This is a genomic window from Pseudomonas sp. WS 5027 (assembly GCF_012985695.1).
GTDB classification, from domain to species: Bacteria; Pseudomonadota; Gammaproteobacteria; order Pseudomonadales; family Pseudomonadaceae; genus Aquipseudomonas; species Aquipseudomonas hygromyciniae.
Window position 1 is genome coordinate 182,980 of sequence record NZ_JAAQWU010000010.1, and the last position, 16,074, is coordinate 199,053.

The 16,074-nt window shown below is 62.7% G+C and carries 10 protein-coding genes; 2 read left to right on the plus strand and 8 right to left on the minus strand.

Going from position 1 to position 16,074, the window contains the following annotated elements; translation table 11 throughout:
• Positions 1-20: 20 nt before the first annotated feature.
• The gene (locus tag HBO09_RS14620) at positions 21-365 is read left to right on the plus strand and encodes a cupin domain-containing protein (protein WP_029299917.1); all 345 of its coding nucleotides are present in this window, start codon (positions 21-23) and stop codon (positions 363-365) included.
• Between the two features lie 226 nt (positions 366-591).
• On the opposite strand, the gene mmsB is transcribed toward HBO09_RS14620, so the two are convergent.
• Both mmsB and HBO09_RS14630 read right to left on the minus strand, forming a co-directional pair.
• Positions 592-1,479 (minus strand): 3-hydroxyisobutyrate dehydrogenase, encoded by an 888-nt coding sequence (gene mmsB, locus HBO09_RS14625; protein WP_169995275.1) that lies wholly within the window; start codon positions 1,477-1,479, stop codon positions 592-594.
• A 14-nt stretch (positions 1,480-1,493) separates the two neighbouring features.
• The gene (locus HBO09_RS14630; protein WP_169995277.1) at positions 1,494-3,020 is read right to left on the minus strand and encodes a CoA-acylating methylmalonate-semialdehyde dehydrogenase; all 1,527 of its coding nucleotides are present in this window, start codon (positions 3,018-3,020) and stop codon (positions 1,494-1,496) included.
• A gap of 131 nt (positions 3,021-3,151) precedes the next feature.
• Between HBO09_RS14630 and HBO09_RS14635 the strand changes: the two genes are divergently transcribed.
• Entirely contained in the window at positions 3,152-4,099 is a 948-nt protein-coding gene (locus tag HBO09_RS14635; protein WP_169995279.1) for a LysR family transcriptional regulator, read from the plus strand.
• A 109-nt stretch (positions 4,100-4,208) separates the two neighbouring features.
• Here the strand turns inward: HBO09_RS14635 and HBO09_RS14640 are convergent, their stop codons facing one another.
• The 6 genes from HBO09_RS14640 to recC all read right to left on the minus strand — a co-directional run bounded on the left by HBO09_RS14640 (position 4,209) and on the right by recC (position 15,852).
• Positions 4,209-4,700: an OmpA family protein gene (locus tag HBO09_RS14640; protein ID WP_169995281.1), complete on the minus strand. Its 492-nt coding sequence runs from the start codon at positions 4,698-4,700 to the stop codon at positions 4,209-4,211.
• Positions 4,701-4,704: 4 nt separating this feature from the next.
• The gene (locus HBO09_RS14645; protein ID WP_169995290.1) at positions 4,705-5,973 is read right to left on the minus strand and encodes a diguanylate cyclase; all 1,269 of its coding nucleotides are present in this window, start codon (positions 5,971-5,973) and stop codon (positions 4,705-4,707) included.
• Entirely contained in the window at positions 5,970-6,542 is a 573-nt protein-coding gene (locus HBO09_RS14650) for a YfiR family protein (RefSeq protein WP_169995292.1), read from the minus strand. Before HBO09_RS14650 ends, HBO09_RS14645 begins: the two co-directional genes overlap by 4 nt.
• 138 nt (positions 6,543-6,680) lie before the next feature.
• On the minus strand, positions 6,681-8,729 hold the full coding sequence (recD, locus tag HBO09_RS14655; protein ID WP_169995294.1) for an exodeoxyribonuclease V subunit alpha: 2,049 nt from the start codon (positions 8,727-8,729) through the stop codon (positions 6,681-6,683).
• Positions 8,726-12,406, minus strand: coding sequence for an exodeoxyribonuclease V subunit beta (recB, locus tag HBO09_RS14660; protein WP_169995296.1), 3,681 nt, complete (start codon positions 12,404-12,406; stop codon positions 8,726-8,728). Before recB ends, recD begins: the two co-directional genes overlap by 4 nt.
• Complete coding sequence (recC, locus tag HBO09_RS14665; RefSeq protein ID WP_169995298.1) at positions 12,403-15,852, minus strand: exodeoxyribonuclease V subunit gamma; 3,450 nt, start codon at positions 15,850-15,852, stop codon at positions 12,403-12,405. Before recC ends, recB begins: the two co-directional genes overlap by 4 nt.
• Between the last annotated feature and the right edge of the window lie 222 nt (positions 15,853-16,074).

Sequence of the window (16,074 nt, forward strand, 5' to 3'; positions counted from 1 at the left end):
TTTCCTGCCTTGGAGCCATCATGTCCCAGCCCATCACCGTATTGCGCGACACCCACCCCCTGCCGGTCCTGGATGCCTGCAAATGGGAGAAGCTCGAGGGCGACCCGCACACCGTCAACCTCAACGCCTACACCAGCGAAGACGGCAGCAAGATCATGGGCACCTGGATCTGCACCCCGGGCAAATGGCGGGTGGAGTATGTGAAGTGGGAATACTGCCATTTCCAGGAAGGCTACTGCGTGATCACCCCGGACGGCCTGGAACCGATCCATTTGCGCGCAGGGGATATCTTTGTGGTGGAGCCCGGCATGAAGGGCACGTGGGAAGTGGTCGAGACGGTGCGTAAGTATTTCGTGTTTGCCTGATACAGACTCTGCGGCAAGGGGCCTTGTTGTGGCGAGGGGGCTTGTCCCCCGTTGGGTGGCGAAGCCGCCCCAAAACCTACCGCCTCGGTCTATCTGAAGGAAGTCGGGGGGCCTACTGGGGCGGCTTCGCCGCCCAACGGGGGACAAGCCCCCTCGCCACAACAAGCCCCCTTGCCACAAGCCGCCTCATCACAACAAGTCGCCTCTTGATCGCCAGCCCTTTGACCTATTGAGGCTTGCGATAGCTGTTGATGATCGCCGAGAAGTCCTTGCCTCCGTCCCCGCGCTGGCTCATCGATTGATACAACTGCTGCGCCACCGCCCCCAGAATCACTGGCTGGTGCGCTTGGCGCGCGGCTTCGGTCGCCAGGCCCAGGTCCTTGAGCATCAGGTCGGCGCCAAACCCACCGGTATAGCCTCGGGATGACGGCGCGGTTTCGATTACGCCCGGCCAAGGGTTGTAGGTGTCGGAACTCCAGCAACGCCCGGTGGAGCTGTTGATGATGCCGGCCAGTACTTGCGTGTCGATACCCAACGCATCGCCCAAAGCCATGGCTTCACTGACACCCACCATGCTGATCCCCAGCAGCAGGTTGTTGCAGATCTTGGCGATCTGCCCGGTGCCCACATCACCGCAATGCACGATGTTGCGGCCCATCTGCGCCAGCACCGGTTGCAGGGTGGCGAACAGTTCCGGGTTGGCGCCGACCATAAAGGTCAACGTCCCGGCCTGGGCACCACCGGTGCCACCGGAAACCGGTGCATCGGCCATCGCCACGCCATGCTTGGCCGCAGCAGCTGCCACGTCCCGTGCGGTCTGTGGGTCGATGGTGCTGCAATCCACGGCTGGCACGCCTTTGCCGATGCCGGCCAGCACGCCGTCTTCATTGAGCCACACGCTACGCACATGAGCGGCGGCGGGCAGCATGGTCAACACCAACTCCGCGCCCTGGGCCGCATCCCGCGGCGAGGCGCTGATGGTGCCGCCCAACGCGGCCAGCTCGTTGAGGACGGTCTGGTTCAGGTCGAACAGGTTCAGCGCATGGCCAGCCTTGATCAGGTTGCGGGCCATGGGCGCGCCCATGTTGCCCAGGCCGATAAATGCAATCTTCATGGTCGTCTCCTTGATCAACGCAGGTTGATGGTGGTGTTGACGCCATCATTGACGCTGTCGTCGTCAAACCAGCGGCTGGTGACGGTTTTGGTCTGGGTGTAGAACTGCACCACTTGCTTGCCGTACGGGCCCAGGTCGCCGAGTTTCGAACCACGGGAACCGGTGAAGCTGAAGATCGGGACTGGCACGGGGATCGGGATGTTGATGCCCACCTGGCCGACGTCGATTTCGCTCTGGAACTTGCGCGCCGCCGCACCGCTCTGGGTGAACAGGCCGGTGCCGTTACCGAACGGGTTGGCGTTGACCAGGGCGATAGCCTCATCGAGGGTATCGACTTCCAGCACCACCAGCACCGGGCCGAAGATTTCCTGGGTGTAGATCTGCATGTCGGTGGTCACGCCCGAGAACAGGGTCGGGCCGACGAAGTTGCCTTGCTCGAAGCCCGGCACCTGGATGTCGCGGCCGTCCAGTTCCAACTTGGCGCCTTCTTTCACGCCGCTTTCGATCAGGTCGAGGATACGTGCCTTGGCGCGCTTGGAGATCACCGGGCCCACGTCGGTGCCGGCTTCGCTGCCGGCGTTCACTTTGAGTTTCTGCGCCAGAGCCTTGAGGTCAGGCAGCCATTGCTTGGCGGCGCCAACCAGCACCACAACCGAAGTGGCCATGCAGCGCTGACCGGCTGCACCAAAACCGGCGCCGACCAGGGCGTTGAGAGTCTGTTCGCGGTTGGCATCCGGCAGCACCACCGCATGGTTCTTCGCGCCCATCATCGACTGCACGCGCTTGCCGTGCTTGCCCGCCAGGTCGTAGACGTGGGTGCCGACGGCGGTCGAGCCAACGAAGGACACGGCCTTGATATCTTTGTGGGTGCACAGCGCATCCACCACATCCTTGCCACCATGGACCACGTTCAGCACACCCGCCGGCACACCGGCTTCCAGCGCCAGCTCCACCAGCATCAGAGTCGACAGTGGATCCTGCTCCGAAGGCTTGAGCACGAAGGTGTTACCGCAGGCGATGGCCATCGGGAACATCCACAACGGGATCATTGCCGGGAAGTTGAACGGGGTGATGCCGGCGCACACGCCGATCGGTTGGCGCAGGGTGTAGGTGTCGACACCGCCGGCCACGTTCTCGGCAAATTCGCCCATTTGCAGGGTGCCGATGGAACAGGCGTGCTCGACCACTTCCAGGCCACGGAAGATATCGCCTTCAGCGTCGGCAATGGTCTTGCCCTGTTCGGCACTGAGTACGACGGCAATGCGCTTGGAGTGTTCACGGATCAGCGCCTGCAGCTTGAGCATGATGCGCATGCGCGCGCCGATCGGCGTCAGCTTCCAGGTCTGGAAGGCGCGATGGGCGGCGTCGATGGCTGCATTGACTTCATCGGCCGTGGCAAAGGGCACACGGGCCAGGACTTGTTGGGTCGCCGGGTTGACGATGTCTTGCCACTGGGTGGTCTTGGACTCGACCCATTCACCGTTGATCAACAGTTTGGCCTGTTTCACGGTGGTATCGGCAGACGTAAGCGATGCGTTCATTGTGGTCTCCAGATCTTGTAGTTATGCAGAGAGCCAAGGCGTGAAGCGCCTTGAGGATGAGGCGTTCGGACGATTTTTGGAGTATAGATGTGCAAACTTCCAATAAGAACCCACATAAAAGCCGGTCCAACATGCAAAAAAACATCACGTCTTTAGGCTCGCTGAACTGGGATGACCTGAAGTTTTTCCTCGAAGTGGCGCGCACCCGCAAGGCCAGCGTCGCCGCCAAGCGCCTGGCGGTGGACTACACCACGGTGTCGCGGCGTATCAGTTCGTTGGAAGGTTCGCTGGGCACCCTGCTGTTCGAAAAATCCCGGACCAGCGGTTTTGTCCTGACCAACGAAGGCCAGCGCTTGCTGGGTTATGCCGAATCCATCGAAAGCACCCTGCACATGGCCTGCGAGCAAGTCTCCGGCTCCGGCGTGGCGCTGTCGGGGCATGTGCGCATGGGCTGCACCGAGGGTTTCGGTAGCTTTTTCGTCACCCCGCAACTGAGCCACTTCGTCGACAACTACCCGGCGATTTCGGTCGACATCCTGCCCCTGCCCCACTTCATCAGCCTGTCCAAGCGCGAGGCCGATATCGTCATCGCCCTGGAACGCCCGGAACACGGGCCCTACGTGTGCTGCAAGCTGTGTGACTACAAGTTGCAGTTGTACGCAACCCAGGACTACCTCGACCAACACCCGCCCATCCGCCGCCCGGCTGACCTGGCCGACCACCCGTTTATCAGCTACGTGGATGACCTGGCGTTCAGCTCGGAGCTGCTGTACCTGGCCAATGTCGTGCCGGGCGCCAGCGCCAGCCTGCGCAGCACCAGCGTGATTGCGCAGTACGTAGCGGCGCAGCAGGGGCGTTCACTGGCGATCCTGCCGTGCTTCTTGGCCGCGCAGGACTCAAGGTTGCTGCCGGTGTTGGGTGAGGAGATCACTATTACGCGGCAGTTCTGGATGTATTGCCGGGAGGATTTGCGCAAATTGAAGCGGATTACTTTGTTGTGGGATTACATCAGGGAAGTAACGGAGCAAAACCAGGGGCTTTTGATGGGGGAAACGCGGGAGATGGTGTTTGCCGACTGAACCGCTATCGCGGTGGGTCAGTCAGTACATAGCTGGCTGAACCACCGCCTTCGCGGGCAAGCCCGCTCCCACAGGTGAAGGTATTTCACAGTTAGACCAAGCTGTCGGCTCAGTCGGCGATGACCACAATCGATACCCGGCGGTTTTCGGTACGGCCCGCAGAGGTGCTGTTGGAGGCCACCGGTTCGCTGCTACCCAGGCCGCGCAGTTGCACATTTTCTTCCTTCATACCCACGCTCAGCAGGACCTTGCCCACGCTTTTCGCCCGGCGCAGGGACAGTTGCTGGTTGTAGGACTCCTTGCCCGAAGCGTCGGTGTGGCCGTCTACGCGCACACGTTCAATGCCTACGCCGGTGAGGGCCTTGCCGATGCGTTCGACGATCTCGGTGCTGGCCTGGTTGAGTTTTTCGACGTCGCTGCCAAACAGCACTTTGCCCGACAGGCCAAACGCCCAGCCTTCGTCGGTCAGTTCGAAGCCTTGTTGTTTGAGCACCGCCACTTGCGCCGGTGTCAGGCCCTTGGGCGGAGCGGTCTGGCAGCCGCTCAGCGTCAGCAGCGCGATAAACAAGGTGATAAAGAGAACACGTGTGTTAGCAAACAAGGGATCAACTCCTGTGTTGAACGTTGGCAGCGGGGTGCTCCGACTCCGCCGTATGCTGGCCACCCTGGGAAAGGCGTTTGGCCTGGTACATCGCCGCATCGGCGGCATTGAGCAAGGCGCCGGGAGTGGCGCCATGATCGGGATAAACCGCGATACCGATACTCAGTGAGGTCAAAACTTCGGTGTTGCCCGGCAGCGGGATGGGCAGGTCCATGCTGGCGATGATTTTGTCAGCGATGCGCTGGGCATCTTCAAGCTTGTGCAGAGGTGAGAGCAGGATGGCGAACTCATCGCCGCCCAGGCGCGCCACCAGGTCGCTCTCGCGCAGTTGCGCCCGCACGCGCGCGGCGACGGCTACCAGTACGGCGTCACCGGCGGCATGCCCGAAGTTATCGTTGATATCTTTGAAGCGGTCGCTGTCGAGGAACAGCACCGCCACCCGTTCGTTGAGCTTGGCTGCACTGCGCAACGCGCGGATCAGCCGGCCCTCAAAGAAGGCACGATTGGGCAGCCCGGTGAGGCTGTCATGGCTGGCCTGGTGGGCGAGGGTTTCGTTTTCGCTTTGCAGGTGGGTTTGCCAGGCTTCGAGCTCGTCGAGCAGGGCATTGAAGTCATTGCCCAGGCTGTCGAGCTCGGCGATCTGCGCCGGCGGCACACGGCGGTCGAAGGCCCGCTCGCTGCGCGCGGCGTGGGCGACGTCGGCCAGGCTGTGCAAGGGGCCGGTGATACCACGCAGCATCCGGCGCGCCAGGTAAATCGCGACCCAGCCGCTTAACGCGGTGCAGATAATGATCCCCGCCAGGCCGCTGAGCAAAAAGCGCAACAGGCTACCGCCGTGCCCACTCAGCTCAACGGTGCCAATTTTCCTGTCTTGACGCATGATCGGTTGGCTGATGGGTTCCTCCAGCAGCGTGTGGGCCAGTTCCAGCTCCACCTTGGACAATAGCCCCGTTTCCGGACGCACCCAGTGAGCCAGGGTGTTGCCATTGAGGTCCAGCACCCGGGCTTCGGCCACTTCTTCAGTGGAGGCAATCAACGCCAGGGCTTCGGTGGCCGCCCCGCGGTCGTTGAACACCACCGCAGCTTCCACGGTGTAGTTGATCGAGCGGGCGATCAGGTGCAGGTTGTGGTCGGCATAGACCCGCAGGGCCAGCACGCCCAGCAGGGTCAGGGATACGCTGGCCATGGCGACCGCCACCAGCGCCACACTCAGGTGCCCGCGACCAAGGACCGAACGTAATGTAGGGCGGGTTTTGGCGTTACGCAGCCTCATGGTTCCGGCGCTCGCCGACGGGACAATTGCAAGACGCTGGGATGAATACGCACACCGCTGCGGGCCACGGAGTCGAGGTTGACCTCGAACGACACCTGATCATCACTCACCCGCAGGCAGAACAGGCTGCCCACGGTGCATTGGTCGCCGCCTTCACTGATGCTCAACACCGGGCGTCCGATCAACGCCGTGAACAAGTGGCTGCGCTCGTCAGTGGAGAGCTTGCCGATATACAGGGCGTCGCAGGCATTGACGATATTGGGGTTGTCCGCCAGCAGACGCTGGACCACCACCGGCCGGCCAGTGGCCTGGGTAGTGCCCTTGACCAGATCATCGGTGTATTGGGTCGGGCCAACGATGCACAAACGCAGTTGGGTGGGCTCAACCGGCCAACGGGCGTAGCTGAGAATCCCCAGTACCACCTGGGTGACGGCCTGCGCCCGCTGATCCGCCGCACTGGCGGCAGACGCCTGGGCAAAAGCCAGAGGCGTGACGAGACACAGAACGGCCGATAGCAGCAATCGTCTCCAGCTCCAACTACGCTCTGTGGGCGAGACAGCCACGTTCATGCAGCGATTCTCTATGATCTTCTCGGGATGATGCCGCAACGATAGCATATTGGCGGAAACCCCATCGAGGCGGGGCCTAAGTAGATTCAGCCATTTGTTGCGAAAAAACCGACATATCGGTCAGGTTTTTCCTACGACTCACGCACCCAGCTCCAACATCAGCCCGCTTAACCGTTTCACCTTGCGCCGCACCGCTTCCTCGAAAACCCCACTACGGGTTTCGATCAAACTGAAGCGATCCTTCGCGCGAGTGATGCCAGTGTAGATCAGCTCCTTGGTCAGTACCGGGTTCAGCGCATCCGGCAGGATCAGGGCCGTGTGGGCGAACTCCGAGCCCTGGGACTTGTGTACGGTCATGGCGTAGACGGTTTCTACATCGTTGAGCCGGCTGGGCAAGACGAAGCGCACCCCGCCCTGGCCATCGTTGCGCGGGAAGGCAACGCGCAGCACCTGCGGCCCGCCGTCACTTTCGGGCAGTTTCAAGGCGATACCGATGTCACCGTTCATCAAGCCCAGGCCGTAGTCATTGCGGGTCATCAGCACCGGGCGGCCTTCGTACCATTGCTGGTCGCTATCGATCAGCCGGGCCTTGAGCAGCGCGTCGGTGATACGTTGGTTGAGGCCTTCCACGCCCCAGGGGCCCTTGCGCACCGCGCACAGCAACTGGAAGGCATCAAAGGCTTGCAACAACTGGCGCGCCCAGTCGGTCCAGCGCGGATCGTCCCGTGGTGTCTCGGCTGCCGGACGCGAGGTGCGCAGCAGGTTGAGGTAGTAGCGATAGCCCTGGGCATGGCCGCCCTGCCCGTCCAGCACCAGGCGCTCGAGGGCGCGGTCATGCTCGCCCTTGAGGCGCAGGCAAAACAGGTCGTGGCTGCCGGCGTCCAGCAGTTGGCGAGCCTGTTCGGGGTTTTGCTGGTTGACCCAACGCGCCAGTTGGCCGATGCCACTGCCTTCGCCGAAGCGCCGGGAATAACGCAGCATCACCACCTGTTGCGCCAGGGGATGGCTGGCGTCGAGGTCTTCCTCCAGGCCGCTGCCAGCCAAGGTCTCACCGCTGACACTTTCCAGCCATTGGCGGGTGCCGGGGCTGTACCAGCCCGCCTCGGCATCGCGGCACAAATCGCCGAGCACCGCGCCGGCTTCCACCGAGGCCAATTGGTCCTTGTCCCCCAGCAGCACCAGGCGCGCATGGGGTGGCAAGGCATCCAGCAGGTTGGCCATCATTTCCAGGTCGATCATCGAGGCTTCATCAACCACCAGCACATCCAGCGGCAACAAGTTGCCCGCGTGATGACGAAAATGCCGGGTGCCGGGACGGCTGCCCAACAGGCGGTGCACGGTGGTGACCTCGGTGGGGATTTTTTCGCGCACGGTTTCGGCCACGTGCAGCGAGCGCACTTGTTGGCTGATGGACTCGGTCAACCGCGCCGCCGCCTTGCCGGTGGGCGCCGCCAGACGGATGCGCAAAGCGCTGCCCTGCTCCACCGCTGGCGCTTGCAGCAATGCCAGCAGGCGCACCACTGTGGTGGTCTTGCCGGTGCCGGGGCCACCGGTGACGATGCTGAACGCCCCACGCGTGGCCAGGGCACAGGCGAGCTTCTGCCAATCGACCACGCCGTTGGGGGGTGGCTGGTCGAACAGGCCGCTCAAGCGCTGGGGCAGATCCGGCGAGACCGCTTCCTGCACGGCAAGACGCTGACGCAAGGCGCTGTCGATGCGTCGCTCATAGGTCCAGTAGCGCCGCAGATACAGGCGCTTGCCCGACAATACCAAAGGCCGGCTTTGCGCCGCTGCGCTGCCATCCACGGCCAACGCCACCAGCGGGCTCGCGGCCAGGGCATGGCACCAGTGCGCGCCGTCCAGGCCATCGAGCAGTTGCGAAGGCAGCAGCATCACACCACCTGAAAGATCACCTTCCGGGGGCAGCGACAGGGCGAAATCCGGGGCATTCAGCGTCTCGAACAGATCCAGGCACACATGCCCGTGGCCCAGTTGGTGACTGGTCAGGGCAGCGGCCAGCAGCACCAGGGGATCGGCCTGAGGGTCGAGTTCGTGGAGAAAGCCGACGAACGCCTTGTCCAGCGAGCGCAGCCAGCCGCGCTCGACCCAGCGCTCCAGCAGGTGCATCAGGTCGTCAGCGCGGTCCAGCGGTGCCAGTGCCTCCAGCGGCATAGTCGAAAGGCTCATAGCAGGACTCCTTGTTCCCAGGCGGGTTCGACCTTGGGCGGTTGCGGCTTGCCTTGGAACAACAGGTCCAGGCGTTCGATCAGTTCACGTGGCGGCCGGGTGAAATACGCGCCCTGGCTCACGGCTTGGCTACCGCGCAGGAACAGGTAGAGCGCGCCCCCCACGTGCCGGTCGTAATCGTAATCGGGCAGGCGCGCCTTGAGTTGGCGATGCAGGGCCAGCAGGTAGAGGACGTATTGCAGGTCATAACGATGGTCGAGAATCGACTGCTCCATGGCCTGTTGGGTGTAGGCCGCGTCGTCGGCGCCGAGCCAGTTGGATTTGTAGTCGGCCACGTAATAGCGGCCGTCATGTTCGAAGGTCAGGTCGATAAAGCCTTTGAACATGCCGTTGAGCAATACCGGCTCGGCAGCCACCCGTGACACGCCGTCGTGGGTGTATTGGCAAACCAGTTGATCGAGGGCGAGCACGTCGACTTTGTGGCTGGCGAACCAGAACTCCATTTCGATCTGATAGTGCTGCAAATCACCCAGGGTCACCGATGCCTGCCCCTGGCCCAGGCTCAGTGGCGCTTGCAACAGGTGCCCGAGCCAACCGCTGAGGGTGCCGATCCAGCCTTCCCAGCCGCGCCGGTTGCAGCGCCGTGCGACAGCATCTTCGATGGCTTCGGGCGTTACGTTGAAACCTTCGTTGCCGGCCCATTCCAGCAGGCCATGGAGAAAGGTCCCGGGGTTGGGCCCTCGTGGGAAACGATGAATGTCGCCGCCAGACGCGGCGACTTCGCGCGGTGCGTCCGGGTCCAGGCGTTCGTCGTCGAACAACTTCTGCGCTTGTGGGCTTTCTGGGGCCTCCAGGCTGGCGGCGCTCATGCTTTCGCCGATGCGCAGGGCGCTATAGGAAGCGATCCACCAGTTTTCCGCCGCCTTGCGCTTGGGCAGCAGCGGCGCGAGCAAGGTCGCGTCATTGCGCGGTGGCTGGTAGGTGCTGGCCTCGGCCTCAGGCATTTGCCCGTAGGCAATCGCCGCGCAGCCGTCCTGCAAATCCATGAGCCAGCGGGCTAAGGCTGCGGACTCACCCAGGGTTGCGCCACTGCCCAACAGATAACCCAGTGCCGACAGGTGCAACACCGAGCTGTTGGTATTACCCCGCTTGAGGTCGGCCACACCGAGCCAACAGGCATGTTTGGCCCGCGTCAGCGCCACGTAGAACAGGCGCAGGTCTTCGGCCAGGCGTTCGTCATCGGCCTGGGCGATCAGTTCGGCGGTGGGTTTGAGGCTGACCTGGGACTTGCCGTTGGCATCGTGGTAATGCAGCGGCAGGCGGCTGCCGTCGACGGGCTTGGCCGAGCAGATAAACGGCAGGAACACCAGATCGTATTCCAGGCCCTTGGATTTGTGGATGGTCACCACTTTGACCAGTTGCTCATCACTTTCCAGGCGCAGGATCTGCTCTTCGCCGGCCTGGCCCGAGAGCGCCAGATGCTCCGCCAGATGGCGGATTAGTGCCTGTTCGCCATCTAGCTCAGCGGCGGCTTGTTGCAGCAATTCGCACAGGTGCAGCAGGTTGGTCAGCACTCTTTCGCCATCGCTGCGGGCGATCAGGGTCTGCGGCAACTTGAAGTCATGTAGCAGGCGTCGCAGCATCGGCAACACGCCCTGGGTCCGCCAGATCACGCGGTAATCGCGAAACTGCATGACCCGCTGTTCCCAGGCCAGTTCGTCCTGGTTCAGTTGCTCCAGTTGCGTCAGCGACAGGTTGAGGGTGACGCAAGCCAGGGCCGCACGCAGCGGGCGCTCCACGTCTGGCTCGGCACTGGCCTTGAGCCAGGCGAGCACATCGTGGGCTTCCTGGGAGGCAAACACCGAATCCTTATCGGACAGGTACACGCTGCGCACACCGCGCGCGGCCAGCTCACCGCGCACGGCCTGGGCTTCCTTGCCGTCACGCACAAGGATGGCGATGTTCGACGGTTGCACGGGGGAGAAGTCGCCATCCTTGACGAACCCTGCACTGCCTTGCTGGCCGCCATTGAGCAACGCGACGATCTGACTGGCACAAGCACCGGCCAATTGTTGGCGATAAAGCACGTTGGAGATCGGCTGGTCGGTGGGCAGGTGCCAGATATTCAGGGCTGGCACTGTGTGCCCATCGACCTGCAAGTGCTCCTTGCGGCCTTGGGACGATACCGGCTGGAATGGCACCGGGTTCTCGCCGTCCGGCTCGCGAAACAGAAACGCCCCACGCCCGGTTTCCGCACGTTCAAACACATGGTTGACTGCCTCGACCATGGCATGGCTGGAGCGAAAGTTGGTGCCCAGGGTGTGCAAGCGCCCGGCGGTGGCCTGGCGGGCACGCAGGTAGGTGTAGATATCGGCGCCGCGAAAGGCGTAGATCGCTTGCTTGGGGTCGCCGATCAGGAACAGGCCGCTGAGCGGGTTGTTGTCTTCAATACGGTAGATGCTCTCGAAGATCCGGTACTGCACCGGGTCGGTGTCCTGGAATTCGTCGATCAGGGCCACCGGGAATTGCTCGCGAATCACACTGGCCAGGCGCTCGCCCCCCTCGGCTTGCAGGGCTGCGTCCAAGCGAATGAGCATGTCGTCGAAGCCCATCTCGGCACGCCGGCGCTTCTCATCTTCAAAACGTTTACCGACCCAAGCGGCCGCGTGTTGCAACACCGCAGCGTCAGGCGTGGGCAAGGCGTCCAGGCTGGCTTTGAGGCCCACCATGGCATCCAGGCCCGGGTGATGGGGCGCGTCGCCCTTCCAGGCTTCGGCCATACCGTCTGGGGTCAGGCGGCTGAAGCCGGTGCCGATATCCAGTTGTTCCAGGGTTTCGTCAGCGGCCCAGGCGCTGATTTTCTCGAACCAGGGTTCGAAATAGCGGGCTTGCATCTTACGGCCATCGACAGCCTTGGCCGCGACGGCTTGCAGGCAGATCTCGCGCAACTCGGCGGCCCATTGTTGCCAAGGGGCCTTGAGCGCTACCAGAGCCTCGCGGCGTTCGTGCAGGCAAGCCTCGATCAGTTCGGCGGGCTCCCGTGGTTCGTCACTGGGGCGCTCGCTGCCGAACAATGCGCGCACGCGGGGCAACAGCGCTGCAGGGCCGCCCCAGTTGCTGCGCACCCAGTTCAGGGCATCGCCGTGCATCGGGTAGCAGAACAGCCGCCAGTAGTCGCGCAGCACTTCGCCGAGCAGGTCACTGTGGTCGGTTTCCAGGGTCTGGGTAAACAGGCTGCCACTGTCGAAGGCGTGTTCGCGCAGCATGCGCTGGCACCAACTGTGGATGGTCGAGACGGCGGCCTCGTCCATCCATTGCGCGGCAATATCGAGGCGATTGGCGCAACCTGGCCATTGCTCGACGCTGTATTCGTCGCGCAACTGGGCGATCAAGGCGTCGGGCTGCTCGATTTCATCACGAAAGTAGCGCGCCGCTTGGGCCAGGCGGGTACGGATACGCTCGCGCAATTCTTTGGTGGCGGCATCGGTGAAGGTCACCACAAGGATCTGCGGCGGCAGCAATTCGCGGCCAAAGCCTGCCTCGTCGCCGCCGTGGCCGAGTACCAGGCGCAGGTACAACGCGGAGATGGTGAAGGTCTTGCCGGTGCCGGCACTGGCCTCGATCAGTTGGCTGCCGCGCAGGGGAAAGGCCAGGGCCAGGGGTTTGACGGCGCTCATGGGCGGGGCTCCTCGCTGGTCAGTGATCGCCAGGGGGCGGTTATCAACGGGCGATAGAGGGTTTCGCACCAGCCTTCGAAATCCTCGCTGGCGACCAGCGCGGCGTAATCGGGAAACTGTCGGGTAAGGGCCGGGCTTTCGCGGCGCTCGCCGTCACTGTTGATGCCATCACCTTCGTAGGCTTTAAGGGCCGCAGCCTGGGCTTTGTCCGGATCGGTCTGGCCCAGCCAGGCAAACGCAGTCTTGACCGCGACCGGCAGTGGTTCGCTCATGCCGGCCTGCCAAGCCAGGAGCAGGTTGCCGAGGATATCCTGGGCAAGGTTTTGCTCAAGAGGCGCCAGCAAAAGAGTGTCATCGCTGGCCACCAGGCCCGTGCTCAACGGAAGGCCACAGGCGCAGGCCACCAGGTGATTGACCCATGGGCGGATCAGGCGATGCCACTTGCGGGTCTTGATCGAGCCGATGCTGTTGGGAATGGTGGTCACGCTGAGCAAGCCGCCATCACTGCGCCGATGCAAGCCGCTGACCCAGCCGTCGAGTTCAATCCCGCGGTGCGCGAAGCTGACGGGTTCTGCGGCGTTGTGCGGCGTGGGCCAGAGCGCCAGGAGTTGCTGGTAGCGCTGCAACAGGTCAGGCAAAGGCTCGATCAGCTCATTGCGCAGGCATTCACCAAAACCAACCATGGGCAGCAGGCCACTGCCCTGCAGGCGCTGGGCCTGGGCATCCAGGGCTTGCTCCAGATGATCGGGGTCGCTCAGTGCAGCGGCGAGCAGGCTATCGCTCAAGGTGTAGCGCTGCAGGGCGTCGAGGACAAAGGGCTCTTCATCGGCGAGGGGCACCTCAGCGGCTTCGAAAAATACCTTGAGGCGCTGGCTGAAGAAATGCCTGACGGGGTTACGCAGGAAGTCCTGCAGTTGGCCCAGACTCAGGGGTTCTTCCTGGACGTAGGCTGACAGGCAGGTTGTTTCGAGGGGCAAGTCTTGGGCTTCGTGCAACAACTGCCATTCGCGGGCGTAGCTGAACAGAGGATCACCTTCGTGGAAATAGCGCGCGCTGAAGGGTTGCAAAGGGTGCTCCTGGGTCATTGCCTCCAGCAGCGGTCGCTCTTGGGCATGTTGCCAGCCGCTGGCGAGGTGATCGCGCAGTTGGCCGATCAGCACGGACGCCGGGCGCTCGCTATTGTCGCGGATGCTGCGGCCGACCCAGCTTATGTAGAGTTGGTCGCGTGCCGAGAGCAGGGCTTCAAGCAGCAAGTAGCGGTCATCTTCACGGCGAGAGCGGTCGCCGGGGCGGTAGTCGCTGCCCATCAGGTCAAAATCCAGCGGCGGTTGTGCGCGCGGATAGTCACCGTCGTTCATGCCCAGCAGGCACACCAGTTTGAACGGAATGGCGCGCATCGGCATAAGGGTGCAGAAATTCACCGCGCCGGCGAGAAAGCGCTGGGACAGGCGGCCCTGGTCGAGGCCGGCAAGCCAAGCCTCACGAACTACGGTCAGCGGTAAATCGTCGTACAGGCCGACGGACTCGCAGGTTTCCAACCAGTCTTCCCGCAGTTGCTCAAGCTGGCCCAGCAGATAGTCATCATGTTCGTTGCTGGCCAGAAAGAAGCGTTGCATCAGGTCTTGCAGGCGTGCCCCCCAGACTTGTGGTGTTGCGGGCTGTGACAGGGCTTGGTGTGCATCGTGCAATGCGTCAAGCAAGGCGACCAACGGACCGATCAGCGCAGCATCGAGGCCGCCGATTTCATCGTAGGGCTCAATGCCGGCGCAGGCGGCACCACTGCCCACGGCGTAACCCAGCAGCATGCGGCGCAGGCCGAATCGCCAGCTGTTTTGCTCCAGCTCACTGGGCAGGCCGAGACCGGCACGCTGCTCGGCGTTCAGGCCCCAGCGGATGCCGGCCCCTTCTATCCAGCGGTGCAGAGTGGGCAGGTCGCGCTCCAGGATGGCGAAGCGTTCACGCAGGGCGGGAACGTCCAGCAAGTCGAGGATTTCGCTGACCGGAAAACGGCTGTCGGGAAGTTTCAGCAGATGTTCGACGGCGATCAACAGTGGATCGCGCCCCCGTTGGCCCTGGTCAGTGAGGGTGAAGGGGATGAAGCGTGGGTCTTTTTTGTCCAACTGGCCGAATACCGCACGGATATGCGGTGCGTAGCTGTCCACATCCGGGACCATGACGATAACGTCGCGAGGCCGCAACGCGGGGTTTTCGCTGAAGCGCTGCAGCAGTTGGTCGTGGAGGATTTCCACTTCCCGCTGGGCGCTGTGGGCAATGTGGAAGCGGATCGAGGTGTCGTGCTGCAGATCGACGGCGGGCCAGCGCTCTCGCGTTTCGGGAAGGGGGCGCAGTTCGAGGATGTCATCCTGCAGTTGGTTGAGGATTGTGGTCGGCTCGCTGTCGCTGAACAGGTCGATGCGCCCGTCACGGAAGGCTGATCGGTAACTGTTGGGATCGTCGTAGCTGTCCAGCAGGTTGATGTAGTCGCGCCCTTGCTTGCCCCAAGCGGCGAGCAACGGGTGGGCGTGCTGGTGCAGGGTTTGTGGGTCGATGGTGAACGGCATGCCGGCCTTGCGCGCCTGACGTTTGTACTCGTTTCGCAGTAGGTCTTTGTCGGCAACGATGTCAGACCAATGGTGACGGCAAGGGTTATGCACGCATAGCAGGACTTGGCTAAAACGGGCCAGACCGGCCAGCGCTTCAAGGGCTTGGGCGGGCAAGGATGAGATGCCAAACACGATGACCCGAGACGGCAGGCCTTGGGGGGCAGTGTCCAGCTTGTTGATGCGCTCGATAAAGCGCTGGTGAACTCCGGCACGGCTCTGCGCCATCCCCTCCTCGCCGACGTCCAGCAGCAATGCACGCCATAATTCGGCCTGCCAGCAGTTGGCCGGGCTCAAGGGTTTGGCCTCGCCTCGGCCATTGCGCAGTTGATGTCGACCCGCGGCCCAGTCTTCCAGCCAGTCCGCACGATAGACCTGATATTGGTCGAACAAGTCGGCCAGGCGCTCCGCCAGTTGGTAGCGTTTACGCAGGTCGGTGTCATGGGTGAGGAAGCGTTGCAGGGGCTCGAAGTGTGGCTGGTCGATCAGCTCAGGCAGCAGGCGCATGAGGCGCCAGGTTAGCGGGGCTTTATCCAGAAGGGACTTGACCGGGATTTCGTCGCGTCCCAGGACCATGCGATAAAGCTGCCACATGAAACTGCCGGGCAGTTGCACGTCGATCGCAGCGGCGATGCCGCAGCCGCCCGTGTCGTCATCCTCTGGATCTTCAGCAAGCGCCAGTTTGAGCCATTGTGCGATGCCGTTGCTTTGCACCAGAGCGATTTCGTTTTCCAGGGGAGCCAATGGATAGCGACGCATCCAACTGACGACCAGGCTGCGCAGTTCATCCAGGCGATTGCCGTGGACGACCATGAATCCAGCACTGAGGGACGTTGCATCCGGCATAACGGCTTCCTTGGGAAAAGCAAAATCGAGGGAGCGACTTTAGCATTGAAGGGCATTCTGGGCGGTGTTGGACTAATCGCAAAATCCCATCAGCGCTTTTCGACCGCCCAAAACAAAACCCCAACTGCTTTCGCAATTGGGGTTTCGGAATTTAATCTTGACGATGACCTACTCTCACATGGGGAAACCCCACACTACCATCGGCGATGCATCGTTTCACTA